Origin of the sequence: Microcystis sp. LE19-8.1F (genome assembly GCF_027531715.1) — a bacterium.
Classification (GTDB): Bacteria; Cyanobacteriota; Cyanobacteriia; order Cyanobacteriales; family Microcystaceae; genus Microcystis; species Microcystis wesenbergii_A.
The window spans coordinates 39,133-60,167 of the sequence record NZ_JAPZSO010000128.1; the positions used below are offsets into that span (position 1 = coordinate 39,133).

Here is a 21,035-nt window from a genome sequence, read left to right on the forward strand (position 1 = left end):
AAGTCGTACTCATTTCGAGTTTGTATGATTTAAGTGTACTCATAACGACTATGAGTTGTCAATAAGTATTTATACTTAAATCAGGAGACAGGAGACAGGAGACAGGAGACAGGAGACAGGAGAATGGGAAATAGACAAAAGGCAGTAATATTGATTAGTTAATTTCCCCAACTCTCACACCCCACACCCCACACCCCACACCCTACACCCAACCCCTTTTTTTACTGAAAAATGATGTTTTCCTTACTGAAAAAAAGCTATAAATGGCTAGGACTAGCGATAATAACGGTGATTTTGGCGATTACACCCGCCGCCATTGCCCAATCAACCACTAGCACCATACCTCTGGCCAAAATTAACTGGTTACAGGCGATTTTTTTGGGATTTGTGCAGGGAGTGACGGAATTTTTGCCGATTAGCAGTACCGCCCATTTAAAAGCGATTCCCGTCTTTTTGGGTTGGGGAGATCCTGGTGTCACCTATACGGCAGTGATTCAATTGGGCAGTATTGCGGCGGTATTGTCCTATTTTTGGCAGGATTTAAGGCAAATATCCACGGGAATGGTGAAAGCGGTGGCTAGTTCCGATTATCGTTCCCAGGATTTTCGTTTAGCCGTGGGGATTATCCTAGGCACAATTCCGATCGTTTTCTTCGGTTTGTTAATGAAACTTTTCATTCCCGATTTAGATAATTCCCCCCTGAGAAGCATGACAGCGATCGCCTGTGCCTCCATAGTCATGGCTTTACTCTTAGGTACGGCCGAAAAAATCGGGAAACATAAACGCAGTTTTGAGACTTTGCGACAAAAAGACGGGGTTTTAATGGGATTAGCCCAAGCTTTAGCCCTAATACCGGGGGTATCTCGTTCTGGGTCCACCTTAACTGCCGGGTTATTCATGGGTTTAGAAAGGGCAGTAGCGGCGCGATTTTCCTTTCTTTTGGGGATTCCGGCGATAACTTTAGCCGGTTTAGTGGAATTTAAAGGCGTTCTCGACCAGATTAACACCAGTGAATTAATTCCCCTCGCTATTGGGGTAATTTCCTCGGGGATATTTTCCTATCTTTCGATCGCTTGGTTATTAGATTATCTCAAAAAACAGAGTACCTGGGTTTTTGTCTGGTATCGTCTCTTTTTCGGGGTTACTATCCTGATTGGTGTGGCCTGGGGGCGTTTTTCCTGACCTTTTGGCATTCTAATTAGGGTTTGCGGCAAAAAGTTTGTTGGTGGGGTTAGGAGTCAGGAGTCAGGAGTCAGGAGTCAGGAGTCAGGAGGGGTAGTCAGAATAACAGAATGACCTCGCGCACTGGGAAGCAGAACCCTTTGTAATCACCTCCGGAAAGTGCAAGGGTTTTGAGTCTCTCGGATCGATTTCTCAACCTTTATTTCTTGCACTTTTTTGGCTAAAAAAGTCCCAAAACCGCTTTCTAGTAAGGCTTCCAGTAATTTTCAGCAAACCCTAATTAATTTCTAAAAAATCTTGCAATTTTTGTAGATAAGTAGGGGCATCTTCTAACATGGGAAAGTGAGCAGTATTAGCCATCTCCACATACTGGATATTATTATTCAAATCCGCCGCCATTTTGCCCATTTTGGCGGGGATAATAATGTCTTTTTCTCCCGATACTAAAAGAGTTGGTATCTTAATCTCGGCAAATTTACCCGGCATAATTTCCACTGCTTTTTTACTCACAGATGTATAAATTGTGCCTAGGGCGGCCTCGTAATCTGCCGCTAAAAAATCCTCTAAAAAAGCAATTCTTTCTGATTTTGGGATCGCTCGATGCAAGAATCTCGCCATAAATAATCGATCGGCAAAAGGTACTTTTAAAAACCAATCATAACGAAACTGTACCACATACTTACCGAATTTATGGAAGGCAGCAAAAGCCGCTTTATTATACTCAAAAATGCCATTACAGGTTAAAACTGCTTTGACCACTCTTTCGGGGTACATAGTAATAAAAAAAGTCGCCACCGATGCCCCCATAGAGTGACTATTGAGATAGATTTTTTCCATTTCCAAACTATCTAAAAACAAGGCCAAATCAAGGGCATATTCTTCTAAATCGTAGGAAAGATCGGGGGATTTTTCCGGCAATTTAGACCGACCAAAACCCCGCATATCGTACAATAAACAATCAAAGCGATCGCAAATTGCCGCAGCCGTCGATCGCCAATAGCGTCCCGATCCTCCCCAACCATGAATAAACACCATCACCGGCTTTTTCTGGGCAGATTCCGACTCCCGAATCCACTCGTAATAGTGGGGAACACCGCGGACAGTGACTGTTTTATCGATTATTTGAGTTTTCATGATAGATGTCATCTTCCAGATTATCCCAAATCTTAGCCAGTGCAGTTTCGCTGACTTTTTGCCAGAAATCCGAGTTTGTCTCCTCCGGGATGAGGGTGACTAAAACCCTAGTACCCTCTGGAATCGGCACGGATTCGAGGAGTTCGATCCGGCCTTCTTTGACGATCGCAGGAACGGTGTTCAGCATGGTTAACCTCGATTTTTCCCCTTAAGCGGATTCTTGACTGGGTAGAGAGGAAGGATGAACCAATAGCTCTGCCGTGGAACGTTTTTCCACCATTTCGCGGGTGATTAAACAGCGTTTCACGTCCTTGCGCGAGGGCAATTCGTACATGACATCGAGCATTAATTCCTCGACAATACCCCGTAGGGCCCGGGCCCCGGTTTTGCGACGATAGGCCTCTTGGGCGATCGCTAGGACGGCATCAGATTTAAACTCTAACTGTACATTGTCCATCTTCAACAGTTTTTGATACTGTTTCACCAAAGCGTTGCGGGGTTGCGTCAGGATAGCGATTAAAGCTTCCTCATCCAGGGGTGACAGTGCCGCTAGGACGGGAATCCGACCGACAAACTCTGGAATCATGCCAAATTTGACTAAATCATCGGGAGTCATTTGTTTTAATAACCCTGCCGCTACCTTATCCTTACTAGCTTGGCCATCTCCCGGTTGAATAAAGCCCATGGATTTTTTACCGAGACGCTGATCGATCACCTTATCTAAACCAACAAACGCCCCACCGCAGATAAACAGGATATTGCTGGTGTCAATCTGAATACAATCCTGATAGGGGTGTTTGCGGCCGCCTTGGGGGGGAACATTGGCGATCGTTCCCTCTAACATTTTCAGTAAAGCTTGCTGTACCCCTTCTCCGGACACATCCCGGGTAATCGAGGTATTTTCGCTCTTGCGGGCAATTTTATCGATTTCATCGATGTAGATAATGCCCCGCTGCGCTTCTTCCACGTCTAAATCTGCCACTTGTAACAGACGCAAGAGAATATTTTCCACATCTTCCCCCACATAACCGGCCTCGGTTAAAGTGGTGGCATCGGCGACAGCAAAAGGTACATCGAGGATTTTAGCAAGAGTTTGAGCTAAAAGGGTTTTTCCCGATCCTGTGGGACCAATTAACAGAATATTGGATTTTTGCAGTTCGATGCTATCTTCCGGATTGCCGCCACTGGCTTTTTGGGTTTGGATATCTTTGAGGCGTTTGTAATGGTTATAAACGGCCACAGAAAGCACTTTTTTCGCCTCATTTTGACCAATAACGTAGTCATCGAGGTATTTTTTAATCTCTCTTGGTTTGGGAATTTGTTCCCACGTGGTTTTATTTTGGCCCGATCGCCGTTTGTTGGGGCGTTCCTCCACTGGGGCGACCGGACTGGGCGGTTCCATCAATTCCTCATCGAGAATTTCGTTACACAGTTCCACACACTCGTCACAAATATAGACCCCCGGCCCGGCGATTAATTTTCGCACTTGTTCCTGGGATTTGCCGCAAAATGAACACTTGAGGTGGGAGTCGTATTTAGACATAGTTTATTATTTACAGGGAAGTAACGGGAACGGTAGGATCGGGCAGTTCGGGACGGGAAATCACCAGATCGATTAACCCATATTCTTTGGCTTCGACGGCCGACATGAAAAAGTCCCGTTCGGTGTCGTTGGCGATGCGATCGTAGGGTTGACCGGTGTGGTGAGCCAGCATGGTATTGAGTCTCTGTTTAATATAGAGGATCTCTTTGGCTTGGATGGCGATATCACTAGCTTGACCTTGGGCGCCGCCGAGGGGTTGGTGAATCATGATCCGGCTACTGGGTAGGGACATCCGTTTACCTGCCGCGCCACCACAAAGCAGGAATGCTCCCATACTAGCGGCTAAACCGAAACAAATTGTCGCCACGTCGGGGCGAATTTGTTGCATGGTGTCGTAGATAGCTAGTCCGGCATAAACGGAACCACCGGGGGAGTTGATATAAAGTTGGATATCTTTTTCGGGATCTTCTGCCTCCAAGTAGAGGAGTTGGGCGACGATCGAATCAGCGACCTGATCATCGACGGGAGTTCCCAGAAAGACAATTCTCTCGCGCAGGAGTCGAGAATAGATATCAAAAGCCCGTTCACCCATGCCAGACTGTTCGATTACCACGGGTAAAACGTTAGCTAGGGAGTTTCTCCCCGTGTTGGCGTAGATAGCAGGGCGACAATTACTGGTAATTGGGTAGTCAGGTGATCTCGATTCGAGCATAATTTTTTCGGTTCCGCTATCACAATCTTAGGGTTTTTGCTTGGCTGTGGAGCTTTTACTGGCAAATGTTAAGCATCTTTAGCACTTCTGTCCATCTATTATGCCCTAAGTTTTCCTTTGTTGGCAGGAATCAGTGATCAGTTATCAGTGATCAGTTATCAGTGATCAGCTTGTGAAGGCAAAAGGCAAAAGGCAAAAGGCAAAAGGCAAAAGGCAAAAGAAAGAATCTGGCAATTGTCTTACCTAAAAATAAGCTTAGAAACTAAGTAGATCAAAGCTTTTAGCTTAATAAATTAGGTTTTAGATTCGGTCGAGTTGTCAGTGCTCACTGATCAGTTATCAGGGAATGGGGGAATGGGGGAATTCAACTAATACCCCAAAACCCTAAGACCCTAAAACCCCAACACCCCAACATGACCGCTAACTCCTTACGGTTATTCTTCCTCGGCTGCCAACACTTCCACTTCGGCGGCTGCTAAGGTTTCTTCTGTTTCCTCCTCCTCGCTTGTTTCTTCCTCTAGGGAACCTTTGGGGACGAGGGTGATAGTAGCCTTTTCCTTCAGCCATGCCAGGGTGTTTTCCGCCAGGATTTCTTCGGTGATCACCTGTTCCAGACGCTGCCTATCTATGTCGCGATCGGACAATTGGGCCATGATATTAGCGATTTTTTCCGTTACCGCTTCGGGACTGACTTCAATGCCTGCGACTTTAGCCAATTCCTGCACCACGAGAGTCTGTTTCAGACTTTCGATCGCATCGGGACGGGCGTTTTCCCGCATTTTGGGAATATTATCTTTTGTAAACAACTGGTTGACATCTAGCCCCATTTGTTGGAACTGCATGAAGCTTTGGGTCAAAATTTGCGTCACTTCCTTTTCGATCAGCGTCTCCGGTAAATCTAAAGTCGCACCCTTGACCAATTCCTTGGTTAAAGCCTCATAAATGCTGTCTTTGGTTTCCTTCTCCGCTTCTTCTCGGAAACGTTTCTCTAAACTTGCTCTTAATTCGGCGATTGTTTCCTGATCGCTGACTTCTTGGGCAAAATCGTCGTCAAGCTCTGGTAATTCCTTCGCTTTTAACTCTTTCATCGTAATTGTAAAGATTACCGCTTTTGCTGCCACATCTTCTTTGGGATAATCTTCCGGGAAAGTCAAAGTCATCTCTTTGACTTCTTCCGGTTTCATGCCGATAATTCCTTCTACCATCCCCTCGATAAAGCGTCCTGGTTCCATATCCACCCGCAGATCTTCGCCGTCAATATCCGGGATATCCTCGCCAGTTTCGGCGGATTTTCCTCGATAATCAACGATCGCCACATCTCCCAGCTGCGCCCCGCGATCTTCCACGGGAACCAATGTCGCTAACTGTTCTTGACGCTCTTTAAACCAATTTTCCACGGATTCGGGATCATAAACGGTTTCTTCGGCAGTAACGCTCAGATTTTCGTAATCTCCGAGAACAATTGTCGGGGCCACATCCACGGAAACTGAAAAAGTCAAAGCTTTACCCGGTTCATAGGCAGCGATCAAATCCTCAAACTGAGACAATAGCTGCGGAGTACCCAGGGACTCGATTCCCTCCTGTTTTAGAGCAGATTCGAGACAATTTTCAAGTAATTCCTCAATTACTGCCGCTTTTACCGCTTTAGTTCCCAATCTTTGCAGAAGAATCTGACGGGGAACCTTACCAGGGCGAAAACCGGGTATATTGGCCGACTTCGCTAAATTCTTGACCACTTGCTCGTGGGTGTTTTTCGTGGTTTCGGCGGGAATTTCAATTTCTAAACCTATCTGACTGGCAGGAAGCTTTTCCTGAATAACTTTCATTGATTTTTCTAGCTCTTACGACAAGGAACGTTTATAATAGGGTGAGCGGTGTTTACGCCTGCGGTGGATCCGTCCCGCTCATGATATTCTAGGGGAATAGCTGCAGTTGTTCCCCAAGCTCTCACAATCTTTTTATTTTAGCGGTCAATGGGGTATATTTAATTTATTCCGTCCTTGGGGCAGTTAAGCCCAATCAGAAAATTTTGCTGATCAAAAGCCGATCAATCCAAGTTTTAGAATAACTCGGTGGACAAAAAAGATTTTTTACTTTAACGATTTCTTCGGATCATTATCATCACCCAACTCGTCAGGAGGTTACACAATTTGAGTCAAAAAGTACGGGTCGCTATTTTAGGGGCCACCGGGGCCGTGGGAACGGAATTACTAGAGTTATTAGCTAGTCGTCAATTTCCTCTCGCTAGTCTAAAATTACTCGCTTCCGAGCGTTCTGCTGGAAAAACCCTCGATTTTCAGGGCGAAAGTCTCCTAATCGAAGCGGTAAACGAGCGCTCTTTTCAGGACGTGGATATCGTTCTTGCTTCTGCGGGGGGGTCCACCTCGAAAGCTTGGGCGAAAACTATTGTCGAGTCGGGTGCGACGATTATCGATAACTCCAGCGCTTTTCGCATGAATCCCGAAGTGCCTTTAGTTGTCCCGGAAATCAATCCCGACAGTGTGGACAATCACCGGGGCATTATCGCTAATCCCAACTGTACGACAATTCTTTTAGGAGTGGCGATCTGGCCTCTCCACCAAGTACAGGCGATCAAGCGAGTAGTAGTTTCTACTTATCAGTCCGCCAGTGGTGCTGGAGCGCGAGCGATGGAGGAGGTAAAACAGCAAGCACAAGCAATTCTTGATAATCGGCAACCTCCGACCAATTCCTTTCCCTATCCCCTCGCTTTTAATCTTTTTCCCCACAATACGCCGATTAATGGTCAAGGGTACTGCGAGGAAGAAATGAAAATGGTCAACGAAACCCGCAAGATTTTTGCTTGTCCGGGGCTGCGGGTTAGTGCCACCTGTGTAAGGGTTCCCGTCCTGCGGGCCCATTCGGAATCGGTTAACCTAGAATTTAGTCGGCCTTTTTCTGTGGTGAAGGCTAGAGAAATTCTTCAGTACGCTCCGGGGGTAAAATTAGTGGAAGATTGGGACGCTAATTATTTTCCCATGCCAATTGATGCTACCGGTCGCGATGAAGTATTAGTGGGACGCATTCGTCAAGATATCTCCCATCCTAACGGTCTAGAATTGTGGCTATGCGGCGATCAAATTCGCAAGGGTGCGGCTTTAAATGCCGTGCAAATTGCGGAACTTTTAGTCAAGAAAAATCTCGTCGGTTCAAGATTAGCAACAGTTTGATAATTAAGCGATCAGCCATCAGCTAAATCAAGGCGATAATAATTAGAAAAATAGCTAATTAACCGGATAAGTAAAGTCTGAAAGCTGATTGCTGATTGCTCAAAAACTGATAATAAAGGCCGAATCTAAAACCTAATTTGTGAAGCTAAAAGCTTCAATGTACTTAGTTGATAACCTTCTTTTTGGGTAGGAAAATTGCCAGATTCTTTCTTTTGCCTCTTGCCTGTTGCCTCTTGCCTTCAGAAGCTGATAACTGATAACTGATAACTGATAACTGATCAATGAGTGAAACAACATATTTTGGACGAGTAATTACGGCGATGGTGACTCCCTTCACCGTCGAAGGTCAAGTTAATTATGCCCTGGTGGAAAAATTGGCCGATTATCTAGTTACTCACGGTAGCGATGGTATAGTGGTCTGTGGGACGACGGGAGAATCACCCACCCTAAGTTGGCAGGAAGAATACGAACTATTTAGTATTGTCAAAAAAGCGGTTAATGGTCGGGGAAAAGTGATCGCGGGGACGGGTTCTAATTCCACTTCCGAAGCGATCGAAGCTACCCAACAGGCTGCTAAACTGGGTTTAGATGGTTCTTTGCAAGTGGTCCCCTACTACAATAAACCACCCCAAGAGGGTTTATACGAGCATTTTCGCACCATTGCCAAAGCTTGTCCCGACCTGCCGGTGATGCTTTATAATATCCCCGGTCGTACGGGTCAAAATATGACCCCGGAAACGATTATTAAACTGGCAGCAGTTGATAATATTGTGGCGGTAAAAGAAGCTAGTGGTAATTTAGAACAAACCTGCAAGATTTACTGTCATACCCCTGAAAATTTCGCTATTTATTCCGGTGATGATTTTCTCACCTTACCCCTGATGACCTGTGGTGCGGTGGGGGTGGTCAGTGTTGCTAGTCATCTAGTGGGAGAAGAAATACGAGGAATGATTCAAGCTTTCTTAACCGGAGATGCGGCCAAAGCGACCGAGATTAACTTGAAATTATTTCCGTTGTTTAAAGGTTTATTCTGTGCCACTAATCCAATTCCAATTAAAGCGGCCTTAAATCTAGTCGGTTGGGAAGTGGGGGGTCTAAGACTTCCTTTATGTTCCTTAAGTCCAGAGTTAGAAGAAGGATTAGCAAAAATTATGCAAGAATTGGCTTTAATCTAGAAAAACACTAGAAATTCTTGCCCACTAAACTGGGATTTTTCGAGAAAGTAGGTTATAATATTAATAGCTTAACTAGAAGAAAAGAAATATAGTTTAGAACTGCTAGAAAGTATTGATACTAAGTGAATTTAGCTAGGTGTTATTTCCCTAGTTCGACTTATTCTAACTATTCATTTTTTGAGATTTCCCGTCCAAAAAACCCACCTGAAAAATCACCATAACTTACCATCAAAGGATACCTAATGAATCAAGATAAAACCCAAGCAAAACTAAAGATCATTCCCCTAGGAGGACTACACGAAATCGGCAAAAACACCTGTGTTTTTGAGTACGATGATGAGATTATTCTCCTGGATGCCGGTTTAGCTTTTCCCTCCGACGATATGCACGGGGTGAATGTAGTGCTTCCCGATATGACTTATCTAAGGGAAAATCGCCATAAAATTAAGGGTATGATCGTCACCCACGGTCACGAAGATCATATCGGTGGCATTCCCTACCATCTCAAACAATTTGATGTGCCAATTATCTACGGTCCGCGTCTAGCGATGGCTTTATTGCGGGATAAATTGGAAGAAGCAGGATTAGCAAATCGTACCAAATTAGAAACCGTAGTTCCTCGGCAAATGGTGCGTTTAGGTAAATCTTTCATGGTGGAATATATCCGCAATACCCACTCGATCGCCGATAGTTTTTGTGTAGCAATTCACACTCCTTTAGGGGTAGTTATTCACACGGGAGATTTTAAAATTGACCATACTCCCGTGGATGGCGAATTTTTTGATCTACAAAAAATTGCCGAACATGGCGAGAAAGGGGTGCTATGTTTATTGAGTGATTCCACTAACGCGGAAGTACCCGGTTATACTCCCTCGGAAGCTTCCGTTTATCCCGGGTTAGAGCGGGTTTTTAACCAAGCAACGGGACGGATTATGATCACTACCTTTGCCTCCTCAGTGCATCGGATTAATCTGGTGTTGAAATTGGCCCAGAAATTTAACCGGAAAGTGGTGGTAGTGGGTCGATCGATGTTAAATGTCATCGCTCATGCGCGCAATTTGGGGTATATAAAATGTCCCGACGATCTATTTGAACCCTTAAAAGCGACCCGCAATTTAGCCGATGAAAAAATCGTCATTTTAACCACAGGCTCCCAGGGAGAAACTTTAGCGGCCATGACGCGGATTTCTAAGGGTGAACATCCTCATATTCGCGTGCGTCAGGGGGATACGATTGTCTTTTCCGCTAATCCGATTCCGGGTAATACCATCGCTGTGGTCAATACGATTGATCGCCTGATGATGCAGGGTGCTAACGTAGTTTACGGACGCGATAAGGGAATTCACGTTTCTGGCCATGGTTCCCAAGAAGACCATAAATTGATGCTATCTTTGACCCGGCCGAAGTTTTTTGTGCCAGTGCATGGAGAACACCGAATGCTGGTCAAACACGCTCAGATGGCCCAAAGTATGGGTATTCCCGCCGAAAATATGGTAATTGTCAAAAATGGTGACACGATCGAGTTAACTGGCGATCGCATTGGCCTCGGCGCACCAGTGCCTTCGGGAATCGAGTTAGTTGATCAAGCGGGTGTGGTCCACGAACACATTATGCAGGAAAGACAACAGTTAGCCGAAGATGGTGTGATTACGATCGCCGCCTTCGTTAACGCTGAGGGGCAATTAAGCGCACCTCCAGAGATTAATTTGCGCGGTGTGGTGACAAAAGTGGAAATCTCGCTGCTGAATCAGTTAATTATTCGGGCGATCGAACGCTGTTTAAGCGATCGCAGTGGTGAATTTAAAACCGCCACGGGGGACCAAGATTGGGCCGGTTTACGGGCCGAAATCGAGACGACTTTGCAACGTTTAATCAAACGGGAGTTAAAGAGTCAACCTCTAGTGATTTTCCTCCTGCAAGCGGCGGCAACAGAACCAGCGAACAATCGTACTTATCGCCGCCGTCGTCCCGCAGCTACCATGGCCTCCTAATATCAGTGAGCAGTGAGCAGTAATCAGTAATCAGTAATCAGTGATCAGTAAACAGTGAAAAGATGGCAAGAAACTGCTATTTAATACTGGTCACTTAACACATAAGTAGTCGTGCAAAATTAATTTCCTAGTGAAGATAGGCAAGAGGCAAGGGGCAAGAGGCAAGAGGTGGTTAGATATGTGTAATTAATTTTGCTTAGGTACTTACTGCTCACTTAAAACTCAAATCTGATAACTGTTAACTTACCCACTGATAACTGATAACTGATAACTGTTAACTTACCCACTGATAACTGATAACTGATAACTGATAACTGATAACTGACCATGTTCCATGCTGCCGATTTGCGATCGCTGCTGACCGCCGTTGCCAGGGGAGAAATTAACCCGGAGACAGCCTTAGATAAACTTAAACATCTGGCCTTTGAACCGGTGGAAGACTTCGCTAAGATTGACCATCATCGTCAATTAAGAACGGGATTTCCGGAGGTTATCTGGGGGCCGGGTAAAACCACCGCTCAAATCGCCCAAATTATCCATGTTTTGCGTCAAAATAGTCCCGTGGTTATGGCCACTCGCATTGAAGCAGAGATAGCGGCCCAGCTACAGGAACAGGTAACGGACTTAGTTTATTATCCCTTGGCTCGCATCTGTGCCATTGCCGCAGCCGCTCCAGAAAATCCCCCAAAAGGGATAATTTCCATCCTAACGGCGGGAACTGCCGATATTCCCGTAGCGGAGGAGGCGGCGGTTACTGCTCAATTATGCGGTTTTTCCGTGCAGCGTCTCTGGGATGTGGGAGTAGCGGGAATTCATCGCCTCTTGAATCATCGCCATCTACTGGATGCCGCCGATGTGTTAATTGTTGTTGCGGGAATGGAAGGAGCCTTACCAAGTGTGGTAGCGGGATTAGTCGATCGCCCAGTGATCGCCGTTCCCACCAGTATCGGTTACGGAACCAGTTTCGGCGGTATTGCTCCTTTGTTAACTATGCTCAATTCCTGCGCGGTCGGCATCGGTGTGGTTAATATAGATAATGGTTTTGGGGCTGCCATGTTAGCCGGCCAAATTTTACGCACGGCGGCGAGACTAGCCTAGATTTTCCCTCATCTCAGGCTGAAGATCCTATACAGTTGGTATAGGGATAAACTACTTTGAAAAAGAAGCCGATATGCACCTAAGTGAAATTACTCATCCCAACCAGTTACATGGTTTGTCACTCCGTCAATTAGAAGATATTGCCCGTCAGATTCGCGAAAAACACCTCCAGACGATCGCCGCTACTGGTGGACATTTAGGACCGGGGTTAGGAGTTGTAGAACTAACGATCGCGCTTTACCAAACCCTCGATCTCGATCGAGATAAAGTCCTTTGGGACGTGGGACACCAAGCTTATCCGCACAAACTCCTCACCGGTCGCTATAACGATTTTCACACCCTGCGCCAAAAAAACGGCGTTGCGGGCTATCTAAAACGTTGCGAGAGCAAATTTGACCATTTTGGGGCTGGACACGCCTCCACGAGCATTTCTGCGGGGTTAGGAATGGCTTTAGCCCGGGATGCCAAGGGGGAAGATTTCAAGGTGGTATCGATCATCGGGGATGGTGCTTTAACCGGGGGTATGGCCCTAGAAGCGATTAACCATGCTGGACATTTACCGAACACCAACATCATGGTTATCCTCAACGATAACGAAATGTCCATTTCCCCCAACGTCGGGGCAATTTCCCGCTATCTCAATAAAGTTCGTCTGAGCGAACCCGTCCAGTTTATCGCCGATAATCTCGAAGAACAATTTAAAAATCTACCCTTCTTCGGTGACTCCCTCACTCCGGAAATGGAACGAGTCAAAGAAGGGATGAAACGGTTAGCAGTTCCCAAAGTTGGCGCAGTCATCGAGGAATTGGGCTTTAAATATTTTGGCCCGATTGATGGTCATAATATTCCCGAATTAATCGCCACTTTTAAACAGGCCCATAAGGTCCACGGACCGGTTTTCGTCCACGTTGCCACCGTTAAAGGCAAAGGCTACGAATGGGCCGAAAAAGATCAAGTGGGTTATCATGCCCAAAATCCCTTTAATTTAGCCACGGGTAAACCGATTCCCTCCAGTAAACCGAAACCTCCCGCTTATTCCAAAGTTTTCGGGCATACTCTCACTAAATTGGCGGAAAATGACCCGCGCATTATCGGTATCACCGCCGCCATGGCCACGGGGACGGGATTAGATAAATTTCAAGCAAAACTGCCGAAACAGTACATCGATGTGGGAATTGCCGAACAACACGCGGTTACTCTCGCTGGTGGTCTTGCTTGCGAAGGAATGCGCCCGGTTGTCACTATTTACTCTACTTTCCTGCAGCGGGCTTTTGATCAGATTATTCATGATATCTGCATTCAAAATCTACCGGTTTTCTTCTGCATGGACCGGGCCGGTATTGTCGGGGCCGATGGACCGACCCACCAAGGGATGTACGATATCGCCTACCTGCGTTGTATCCCCAATATGACCATTATGGCCCCGAAAGATGAGGCGGAACTGCAAAGAATGGTCGTGACCGGGATTAATCATACCAGCGGCCCCATTGCCATGCGTTACCCCCGGGGCAACGGTTTAGGGGTTCCCCTGATGGAAGAAGGTTGGGAAGCTTTACCCATCGGTAAGGGCGAAATTCTCCGCAGTGGCGATGATATTCTCCTGTTAGGATACGGCACTATGGTCAACACTTCCCTACAGGTGGCCGAAATCCTCAGCGAACACGGCATCGAAGCCACAGTGGTTAATGCCCGTTTTGTCAAGCCCCTTGATACAGAACTTATCTTTCCCCTTGCCCAACGTCTTGGTAAAGTGGTGACTTTAGAAGAAGGTTGTTTGATGGGTGGTTTTGGTTCTGCGGTTTTGGAAGCTTTACAGGATGCTAATATTCTAGTTCCTGTCAAGCGTTTCGGGGTTCCCGATAAATTAGTGGACCACGCAACACCAGAGGAATCCTTCGCTGATTTGGGTTTAACCAGTCCCCAGATTGCCCAACAGGTTTTAGCGGCATTTTTTAGCCAAAAACAAACCGCTAACGTCGGTTAAAATCTCAAGATTAGCTTGTCCAGTTTTCCCGAAAAATCAGGGAAGACTGTTTTTTTTTGCTCTAGATAATATCATCTTCAGCGCTCATTTTTGATAGACAAAAGTTATTGCTGTCACCCCCAACACAAGTTTACTGTCCCACTCGCCAAATTTTGATAGTTTTGTCATTACTACCACTAGCTAAATAGCGGCCATCGGGACTATATACTACTGACGTAACCCCACTAGAATGACCAGTAAGGGTACGCAATTCTTTTCCCGTTGCCACCTCCCAAATTTTGATAGTTTTGTCACTACTACCACTAGCTAAATAGCGGCCATCGGGACTATATGCTACTGACCAAACCTCGCTAGAATGACCAGTAAGAGTACGCAATTGTTTTCCCGTTGCTACCTCCCAAATTTTGATAGTATTGTCCCAACTCCCACTGGCTAAATAGCGGCCATAGGGACTATATACTACTGACCAAACCCAGCCAGAATAACCAGCAAGAGTACGCAATTCTGTTCCCGTTACTACCTCCCAAACTTTGATAGTTTTGTCCCAACTACCACTAGCTAAATAGCGGCCATCGGGACTATATACTACTGACCTAACCCTGTCAGAATGACCAGTAAGGGTACGCAATTCTTTTCCCTTTGCTACCTCCCAAATTTTGATAGTTTTGTCAGCACTCCCACTAGCTAAATAGCGGCCATCGGGACTATATACCACTGACAAAACCCCACTAGAATGACCAGTAAGGGTACGCAGTTCTTTTCCGGTTGCTACTTCCCAAATTTTGATAGTTTTGTCATCACTACCACTAGCTAAATAGCGGCCATCGGGACTATATGCTACTGACTTAACCCAGTCAGAATGACCAGTAAGGGTTTTATAAAGAGATGGATTATCTACTAAACCAGAAATCAAAAATTGAGGAGTTACAGGAAATCTTTTATATTTTAAATAACCGTAACCTTGAGTTATTCCTATTCCTAATAACAAAACGCCACTGAGCGCTATTAATCCATTTCTCAGATTATTATTTTTAACCGGTTGTGCTGGTGTTTTTTTGGGTACAGCTACGGGTGAAACCGGCGGAGAAGGATTAATCTTAGGAATAACCTGTGGTTGTTTTTGAGTTACAACAGGCTGCGGATTTGGTGCTGGTGGAGATGGTATAGTAGGAGTTATAGGAGGTAACTTTAATTGCCGTTCAATCTCATCCAAACGTTGTAAAATAACCCTAGTATTAGCTGGCCTATTCTTGGGTAATCTTCCCATTAACTCATCAATAAAATCCAACAATAACGGGTGAATATTTTCCGTTTCTTCTCGCCAAGGTAAAACATCATTAATCGGATCATACATTTCTAAAGGATGTTTTCCGGTTAATAAATGCACAAAAGTTCGTCCTAAAGCATGAAAATCTGATTGAATCACTGCTTGGCCATGTTGTTGTTCATTGGGGGTATATCCGGCTGAGGTAATACCTGTTACCTGTTGACCTTTTACCTTTTGATGATAGGTTTGGGTTTCTTCCCTTGCTGTGCCAAAATCAATTAACACCAACTCGCCACTATTTCGCAGCATGATATTAGGGGGTTTAATATCTCGATGCAGCCAATTCTGTTGATGAATTTTATCGAGAATTAAAGTGATTTCTCTCAGCCATTTTAAGGCTCGTTTTTGACTTAATTTATCATACTGCTTTAGCCACTGTTCTAAATTAATCCCCTCCACTTTTTCCATAACTAAACAGTGTAATATTTTCCCCTCCCTTGTGGAATATTGAAAATAGGCATCTGCGCGAGGAACACCGGTGACATTTTGACGACTCAACTCTAATAAAACGTCATATTCCCGTTTAAATAATTCCACTGCCTTCGGTTCATTATTCCATTTTTCTTGTAATACCTTAAGGATTTTGGGTGTAAAACCTTCAAAAGCCTCATAAACAACCCCAAAACCGGTCGTATCACTCAATAACCGACTTACCCTATATTGACCATTTAACAACAACTCAGAGCCGCAACTTTGACAGTAACGAGTATTCGAGTTATTATTACTCGGATGCTCTGGTTGAGAACAATCGGGATTAATGCAGTAACAGGGTTTCATCTCGGATATCAGTTATTTTATTGAGTGAATAATTGCAAGTTTTCCCTTACCTGTCTTTGAAAGCATTTTATCATAAGTAGCTGGTTATAATTAAATTAAAAATGGATTTTAGGTTCGATCCCCCCTTAATCCCCCCTTGATAAGGGGGGCATCTGATAATTTTTAACGCCTACCTACTTAAGTAAGCTAAAACGCATTTTAACCGCCTATCCTTAGATTAGCTGTCTCGGAGTCTCGACTAGGAAATTAATTTTGCACTACTACTTAAGGCTTGCTGAATAATGGTAAAACCCTTTTAAAATAAGGCTTTTGACCTGTTAAAATCCGATGTTAGTGCAAGAATATAGGATTGAGACCTTCAAAAACCTGGCATTATCCTTCTTGTAGTATATAAACTGGTACAAAAAAAGAGGGCAACAAAGCCTGAAACGACCGACGACCGGCTACTGACTCCTAACCCCACCAACAAACTTTTTGCCGCAAACCCTATTTTAACTCCAAGGATCAAAGGTGCGATCGGTATAATCAAGAAGTTCACCAAAAACTGAACTGAGACTTTCGGTGCGGAAATTGGGAGGAGTAAATAGACTATTTATCGCTATCCATGATTCCTCTAACCAAGAGGATGGTTTTGGGGAAGTGTCGGATTTAATCGGGGTTTTATTAACTGTCAAAAAATTGGCTAATGCTGTGACGGTAGTAGGTAACTTTTTTGTGAGCCGAAAATTAATAGCTTTACTGTTAAAAGACTCGATATAATTGCTACTTAAATAAGGTTGATACTGGTCAGAAAAAGAGGTTGATTGTTCGATAAAAGCTAAACTAACCCCTTTAATCATCTCCCGGAGAGGGTTGGCTTTTTCGTCCATTACTTCTGGCACTAATGTACTTTGTCCCATGGTGCTATTCAGATAAATAATATCCGTGGCACTCATGTGAGTTGCACCATGAGCAAGGATTAAATATTTTTCTCCTGATAAGTTTTCAAAGGGTTGTAATTGATGTTCAATAATGGGAGTGATCCCGTCTTCTGTCGAGGATAACATCAATACGGGAATCGTGATCGAGGCAAGATTAGAGGCAAAAAGGGAACCAATAACAGGATTTAATACTATAGCTCGATCGATGCGATAATCACGAAAAGACATTTGTTTATAGGCCAACTTTGTCACCGCACACTGTAGCCAATCTGCGGGGGAACGTTCCAAGGGGGTTAGGGATTGACAAACTCGACGAGTGTGGGAGGGTTCTAAACGCGCACCGGCTAAAGCTAAAGCAGTATATCCCCCAAAAGAATGACCAATTATTGTGACTTTTTGGGTATTGAATTTACCTCGAAATTCACTGTTATTATCCTTGTTTAAAGCGGTTAATTCATTGAGAATAAAGCTGATGTCTTTCGGCCGTTCTATAAATTCTGATGCGGGCAATAAATTATTAATTTGCCAACCTTGAGCAGCGGTTAGTAAAGCATTAATATTACTGCCGCGATGTTCCACAGAAACCACTGTCAAACCGTAGGAAGCGAGATGGAAGGCCAGATAACGTAAAAAACGCCGATCTGCGGCAAAACCGTGGGACATGATCACTAAAGGGCCGCGACTATCAACCGAATAATAAATATCGGTTTTAACGGCTCTATTTCTGATAGAATCATAGAAAAATTGTGTCTGTTTAAAAACCAAATTTTTTCCTCTTTGATCGGGAGAAAATTGATTTGGTAATTTGACGGAATCACTTGCACTTAACGAGTGTTCTAAAAGCGAGGTGAGCAAAATGTTTTTAAAACGATTTTGATTTAGTTGTTTAGCTATGGAGGTTAAAGCTAATAAGTCTAGGGTAAGTTTTTTCTGGGGATAGGCTTTTAAAAAACTAAAGATATTAACTTTATCATTGGTTTGGAGAATCAGAGATAAAGTGGCTTTAATTCTGGTGGGATTACTTTCGGGAAGAGCCTGATTTAACTGAGATAATAAGTTTTTGCCTTCCTGTTCGTTGAATAAATTTTCTAGAAATTGCTGGGCGATTTGACTATCCACATAGAGATGTTTTTCTAAACCTTGACGGATGGCAGCAGTTAAAATTGTTGGATAGGACTGTAAATTCGGAGATAATTTTCCAGTTTCCACATATTGTTCTAACTCTTGAATATTAATATCCTGTTCGACCATTCCTAGGCGCAAGGTCAGGGTTTCAGCGGCCAAAGCGGGAATAGGGGAAAATAAACCACTAAAACCGGAGAAAGTTAGCCAAAAAGCGATCAATTTCCCAGAAAATTGTGAGAGGAGTTTCATCGGCATTACTAGGGCTAGTTTTTCAGAGAAATTCTAGAGCGGGAACCTATTAGATCTCCTGCAAAAATCAAAAATCTTCCCTTAGGTGAGGAGATAGGAGAAAAGTTAACCGTCGGGGAAGAAAGGGAAAATAGGCAATAATTAAACTTCTTTAACTAACACTCCATTCAGAAAAATTTCGGCAATACCTTCGGCCATTTCTTGTAAAGCGAAGGGAGAAGCATTGGCATCTAAAATAGTTTCACTGGAAAAACCAGCAATTGCGAACATTCCTAGAAAAACCTGGGCCACAATTTTCGGATTCATGGGACGATAGATACCACGATCGATCGCTGTTTGAAAAAAAGCCTCGGCCACATCGGTCATTTTGGCAATTACTTCCGATTGAATTCGCTCTTTTAATTCGGGGTGAAATTGGGCTTCTATAAAACAAACTCGCAATAAATCGCTATTTTCTCGCATTCTCAACACCCTACGTCGCATCACCTGCGCTACCGCTTTATAACTGCCCATTTCGCTCAATTCCGTCAGCAAGTCGGTGAGAATATCCACCCATCCCCTAGTGGCCACTTCGATTAAAATCGCCTTTTTGTTGGGAAAATAACGAAATAAAGTTCCTTCTGCCACATTTGCCTTTCCTGCTAGGTCTTTGGTCGTGGTTCCTTCATAACCCTTGGCGGCAAATAAACGTAAAGCGGCCTGTAGAATACGACTACGGATATCTTCTTCCCCAGAATTGGTCTCAGCTAGGGAACGTTGAAAAAGACTTTGCATGATCATTGACAGCTAGAACGGGATAGAGCCATTGTCATCGATCAAGTCAGGTGTTTACTCAAATGCTTCATAAAATTTTGAGTAATTGGGGAAGTGGGGAAATTCAACTAAAACCCCACTTCCCCAACCCGAATGTCTTTTTTTCTTTTTCCTTGGGATAAGATTGTGATCGATCGAGTTTAGGGAATTTTTATGACCACAGAAAGTTTAGCGACTTCAGAAGCAATAGAGTCAATGACCGATGAATTTCTGGCTAGTACGAGCAGTCACCAAGAAATGATTGAAACGGTTATTTCTACTCTGCAGCAGAATGATACTGCTATGGTACAACATACAGAAAAAGGTTATCTTTGGAAGTTTCAGTATGGTAGCGTTGAGGTATTTGTGCAGTTAACTGGGGAAAGTGATGATGATTTTCTCACGGTGTGGTCTTCTGTGCTGAAATTACCCGTTAAGGATGAATTGGGATTAACCCGCAAGTTATTAGCGATGAATTGTGCCGAAACCTTTGAATCTCATTTTGCCATTATGAATGATCAGGTGGTGGTGATTTCTCAGCGTACTGTGGCCGATTTGTCTCCTGGGGAGATTTCGCGAGCAATTACTCTCGTGGCGACGGTAGCAGATAATAATGATGAAATGTTACGAGAATCCTTTGGTGGCAGCTAAAATTTGGCGTTATATCCCGCCAATTATCTCATCGGCAGAGCTACAAATGGCGATCGATTCTTGGTTACTAGAACAACACCGTTGCAGTCATCATCTCCCGACTCTGCGTTTTTATCAATGGTCGCCCCCGGCCATTTCCTTGGGCTATCATCAACGGCAATATCCCGATTTTTGGCGTGATTTGACTTGGCAAGGTCAAAAAATCTCCCTAGTTCGTCGTCCTACTGGTGGCCGGGCCGTACTACATCAGGGTGATTTGACTTATATGGTGGTAAATTCGGGGATGAAGGGGAATATTAGGGAAGTTTACCAGCAAATCTGTCAATTTTTAATCACAGGCTGGCAAAATCTCGGTCTAGAATTGTCCTACGGTGCTGCCGGCCGGGGATATATTAATTCTGCTAACTGTTTCGGTACGGCTACCGGTGCGGATCTAGTCGATAATTGGGGGAACAAATTTATTGGTAGCGCCCAACTGCAACGGGGTTGCTATGTTCTCCAACATGGTTCCATGGTGCTAGATCAAGATAATTCGCTGTTTGAGCAAGTTTTCGCCAGTGCCGCCCCTCCAAAGCTCAATTTAGCGCCAGATTTGACCCTAGAAACCCTTATCGCTACCCTGAAAACCGCCGCCGAGGAATGCTTTGATTGTCAATTGCTAGAGCAACCCCTCGAGGATTGGGAATGGCGATCAATTAAAAAAATGAAGATAAATACTCATTGACAAAAAAGCTTTTGTGTGTATAAAAAATCAATTATGAGTCAGGTTGTATAGATTTGTAATTTTTTGCTAATAATGGTTAAAGGTAGATAGAGGCCGCAAGGAACCAAAATCTTACCAAACTCGAAATTATTGTCTAGCTTGTGCTAGTTTAAGAAACGTTAATCTTTTACAGTTTGTGAGGATTAACAGGCGATCGCAGCCAGTTTAGTCAAGCTAATCCAGTCAATCGATCGCCCCATCTTATAAGACAATGGGAGTAATCCCAGACTCAAAAAAGTTAAGAAATCTTGCCCGTGATTTCAGTTAAGCAAGAGGAAAAATACCCATGACCATTGCTGTCGGACGCGCCCCAGAAAGAGGGCTGTTTGATGCTCTCGATGACTGGCTCAAAAGAGACCGTTTCGTCTTCATCGGTTGGTCTGGTTTACTACTCTTCCCCTGCGCCTTCATGGCCCTAGGTGGA

The 21,035-nt window shown here is 44.3% G+C and carries 16 protein-coding genes and 1 pseudogene; 9 read left to right on the forward strand and 8 right to left on the reverse strand.

The features are described from left to right. Positions 1 to 231: 231 nt before the first annotated feature. Positions 232 to 1,182 carry an undecaprenyl-diphosphate phosphatase gene (locus O9334_RS12685; RefSeq protein WP_502846543.1) on the forward strand — a complete coding sequence of 317 codons (951 nt, stop codon included), beginning with the start codon at positions 232 to 234 and terminating at the stop codon, positions 1,180 to 1,182. A 276-nt stretch (positions 1,183 to 1,458) separates the two neighbouring features. Here the strand turns inward: O9334_RS12685 and O9334_RS12690 are convergent, their stop codons facing one another. From O9334_RS12690 to tig, 5 genes are all read right to left on the reverse strand, one after another. Then, the gene (locus O9334_RS12690; RefSeq protein ID WP_288000422.1) at positions 1,459 to 2,316 is read right to left on the reverse strand and encodes an alpha/beta fold hydrolase; all 858 of its coding nucleotides are present in this window, start codon (positions 2,314 to 2,316) and stop codon (positions 1,459 to 1,461) included. Next, positions 2,294 to 2,503: a hypothetical protein gene (locus O9334_RS12695; RefSeq protein ID WP_002752152.1), complete on the reverse strand. Its 210-nt coding sequence runs from the start codon at positions 2,501 to 2,503 to the stop codon at positions 2,294 to 2,296. Before O9334_RS12695 ends, O9334_RS12690 begins: the two co-directional genes overlap by 23 nt. Positions 2,504 to 2,524: 21 nt before the next feature. Continuing rightward, on the reverse strand, positions 2,525 to 3,859 hold the full coding sequence (gene clpX / locus O9334_RS12700) for an ATP-dependent protease ATP-binding subunit ClpX (protein WP_287170001.1): 1,335 nt from the start codon (positions 3,857 to 3,859) through the stop codon (positions 2,525 to 2,527). Between the two features lie 10 nt (positions 3,860 to 3,869). Further along, positions 3,870 to 4,571, reverse strand: coding sequence for an ATP-dependent Clp endopeptidase proteolytic subunit ClpP (clpP, locus tag O9334_RS12705; protein WP_002736918.1), 702 nt, complete (start codon positions 4,569 to 4,571; stop codon positions 3,870 to 3,872). 434 nt (positions 4,572 to 5,005) lie between these two features. Further along, the gene (gene tig / locus O9334_RS12710) at positions 5,006 to 6,397 is read right to left on the reverse strand and encodes a trigger factor (RefSeq protein WP_288000423.1); all 1,392 of its coding nucleotides are present in this window, start codon (positions 6,395 to 6,397) and stop codon (positions 5,006 to 5,008) included. 324 nt (positions 6,398 to 6,721) lie between these two features. Here tig and O9334_RS12715 point away from each other — a divergent pair, with 324 nt between their 5' ends. The 5 genes from O9334_RS12715 (at position 6,722) to dxs (ending at position 14,007) form a co-directional block, all read left to right on the forward strand. Beyond that, positions 6,722 to 7,759: an aspartate-semialdehyde dehydrogenase gene (locus tag O9334_RS12715; protein ID WP_288000424.1), complete on the forward strand. Its 1,038-nt coding sequence runs from the start codon at positions 6,722 to 6,724 to the stop codon at positions 7,757 to 7,759. Positions 7,760 to 8,040: 281 nt separating this feature from the next. Next, positions 8,041 to 8,934, forward strand: a complete 894-nt coding sequence (gene dapA / locus O9334_RS12720) for a 4-hydroxy-tetrahydrodipicolinate synthase (protein ID WP_045360948.1) — start codon at positions 8,041 to 8,043, stop codon at positions 8,932 to 8,934. 242 nt (positions 8,935 to 9,176) lie between these two features. Beyond that, a complete protein-coding gene (locus O9334_RS12725; protein WP_288000425.1) occupies positions 9,177 to 10,925 on the forward strand; it encodes a ribonuclease J in 1,749 nt (582 codons plus the stop codon). Between the two features lie 327 nt (positions 10,926 to 11,252). Next, entirely contained in the window at positions 11,253 to 12,023 is a 771-nt protein-coding gene (gene larB, locus O9334_RS12730) for a nickel pincer cofactor biosynthesis protein LarB (RefSeq protein WP_008207304.1), read from the forward strand. Between the two features lie 73 nt (positions 12,024 to 12,096). After that, entirely contained in the window at positions 12,097 to 14,007 is a 1,911-nt protein-coding gene (gene dxs / locus O9334_RS12735) for a 1-deoxy-D-xylulose-5-phosphate synthase (RefSeq protein WP_002803695.1), read from the forward strand. A gap of 130 nt (positions 14,008 to 14,137) precedes the next feature. Here dxs and O9334_RS12740 read toward each other — a convergent pair whose 3' ends face one another. The 3 genes from O9334_RS12740 to O9334_RS12750 all read right to left on the reverse strand — a co-directional run bounded on the left by O9334_RS12740 (position 14,138) and on the right by O9334_RS12750 (position 19,179). Continuing rightward, the gene (locus tag O9334_RS12740) at positions 14,138 to 16,111 is read right to left on the reverse strand and encodes a serine/threonine-protein kinase (protein ID WP_288000426.1); all 1,974 of its coding nucleotides are present in this window, start codon (positions 16,109 to 16,111) and stop codon (positions 14,138 to 14,140) included. Between the two features lie 491 nt (positions 16,112 to 16,602). Continuing rightward, positions 16,603 to 18,405 (reverse strand): alpha/beta hydrolase, encoded by a 1,803-nt coding sequence (locus tag O9334_RS12745; RefSeq protein WP_288000427.1) that lies wholly within the window; start codon positions 18,403 to 18,405, stop codon positions 16,603 to 16,605. Between the two features lie 141 nt (positions 18,406 to 18,546). Further along, positions 18,547 to 19,179, reverse strand: a complete 633-nt coding sequence (locus O9334_RS12750; RefSeq protein WP_288000428.1) for a TetR/AcrR family transcriptional regulator — start codon at positions 19,177 to 19,179, stop codon at positions 18,547 to 18,549. A gap of 192 nt (positions 19,180 to 19,371) precedes the next feature. Between O9334_RS12750 and O9334_RS12755 the strand changes: the two genes are divergently transcribed. The 3 genes and pseudogenes from O9334_RS12755 to O9334_RS12765 form a co-directional block, all read left to right on the forward strand. Then, on the forward strand, positions 19,372 to 19,848 hold the full coding sequence (locus O9334_RS12755; RefSeq protein ID WP_002801317.1) for a YbjN domain-containing protein: 477 nt from the start codon (positions 19,372 to 19,374) through the stop codon (positions 19,846 to 19,848). Then, positions 19,811 to 20,572: a lipoate--protein ligase family protein gene (locus O9334_RS12760; protein ID WP_288000429.1), complete on the forward strand. Its 762-nt coding sequence runs from the start codon at positions 19,811 to 19,813 to the stop codon at positions 20,570 to 20,572. The genes O9334_RS12755 and O9334_RS12760 overlap by 38 nt, the downstream gene beginning before the upstream one ends. Before the next feature lie 325 nt (positions 20,573 to 20,897). Then, positions 20,898 to 21,035, forward strand: a pseudogene (locus O9334_RS12765) (photosystem II D2 protein (photosystem q(a) protein)); the annotation flags it as partial.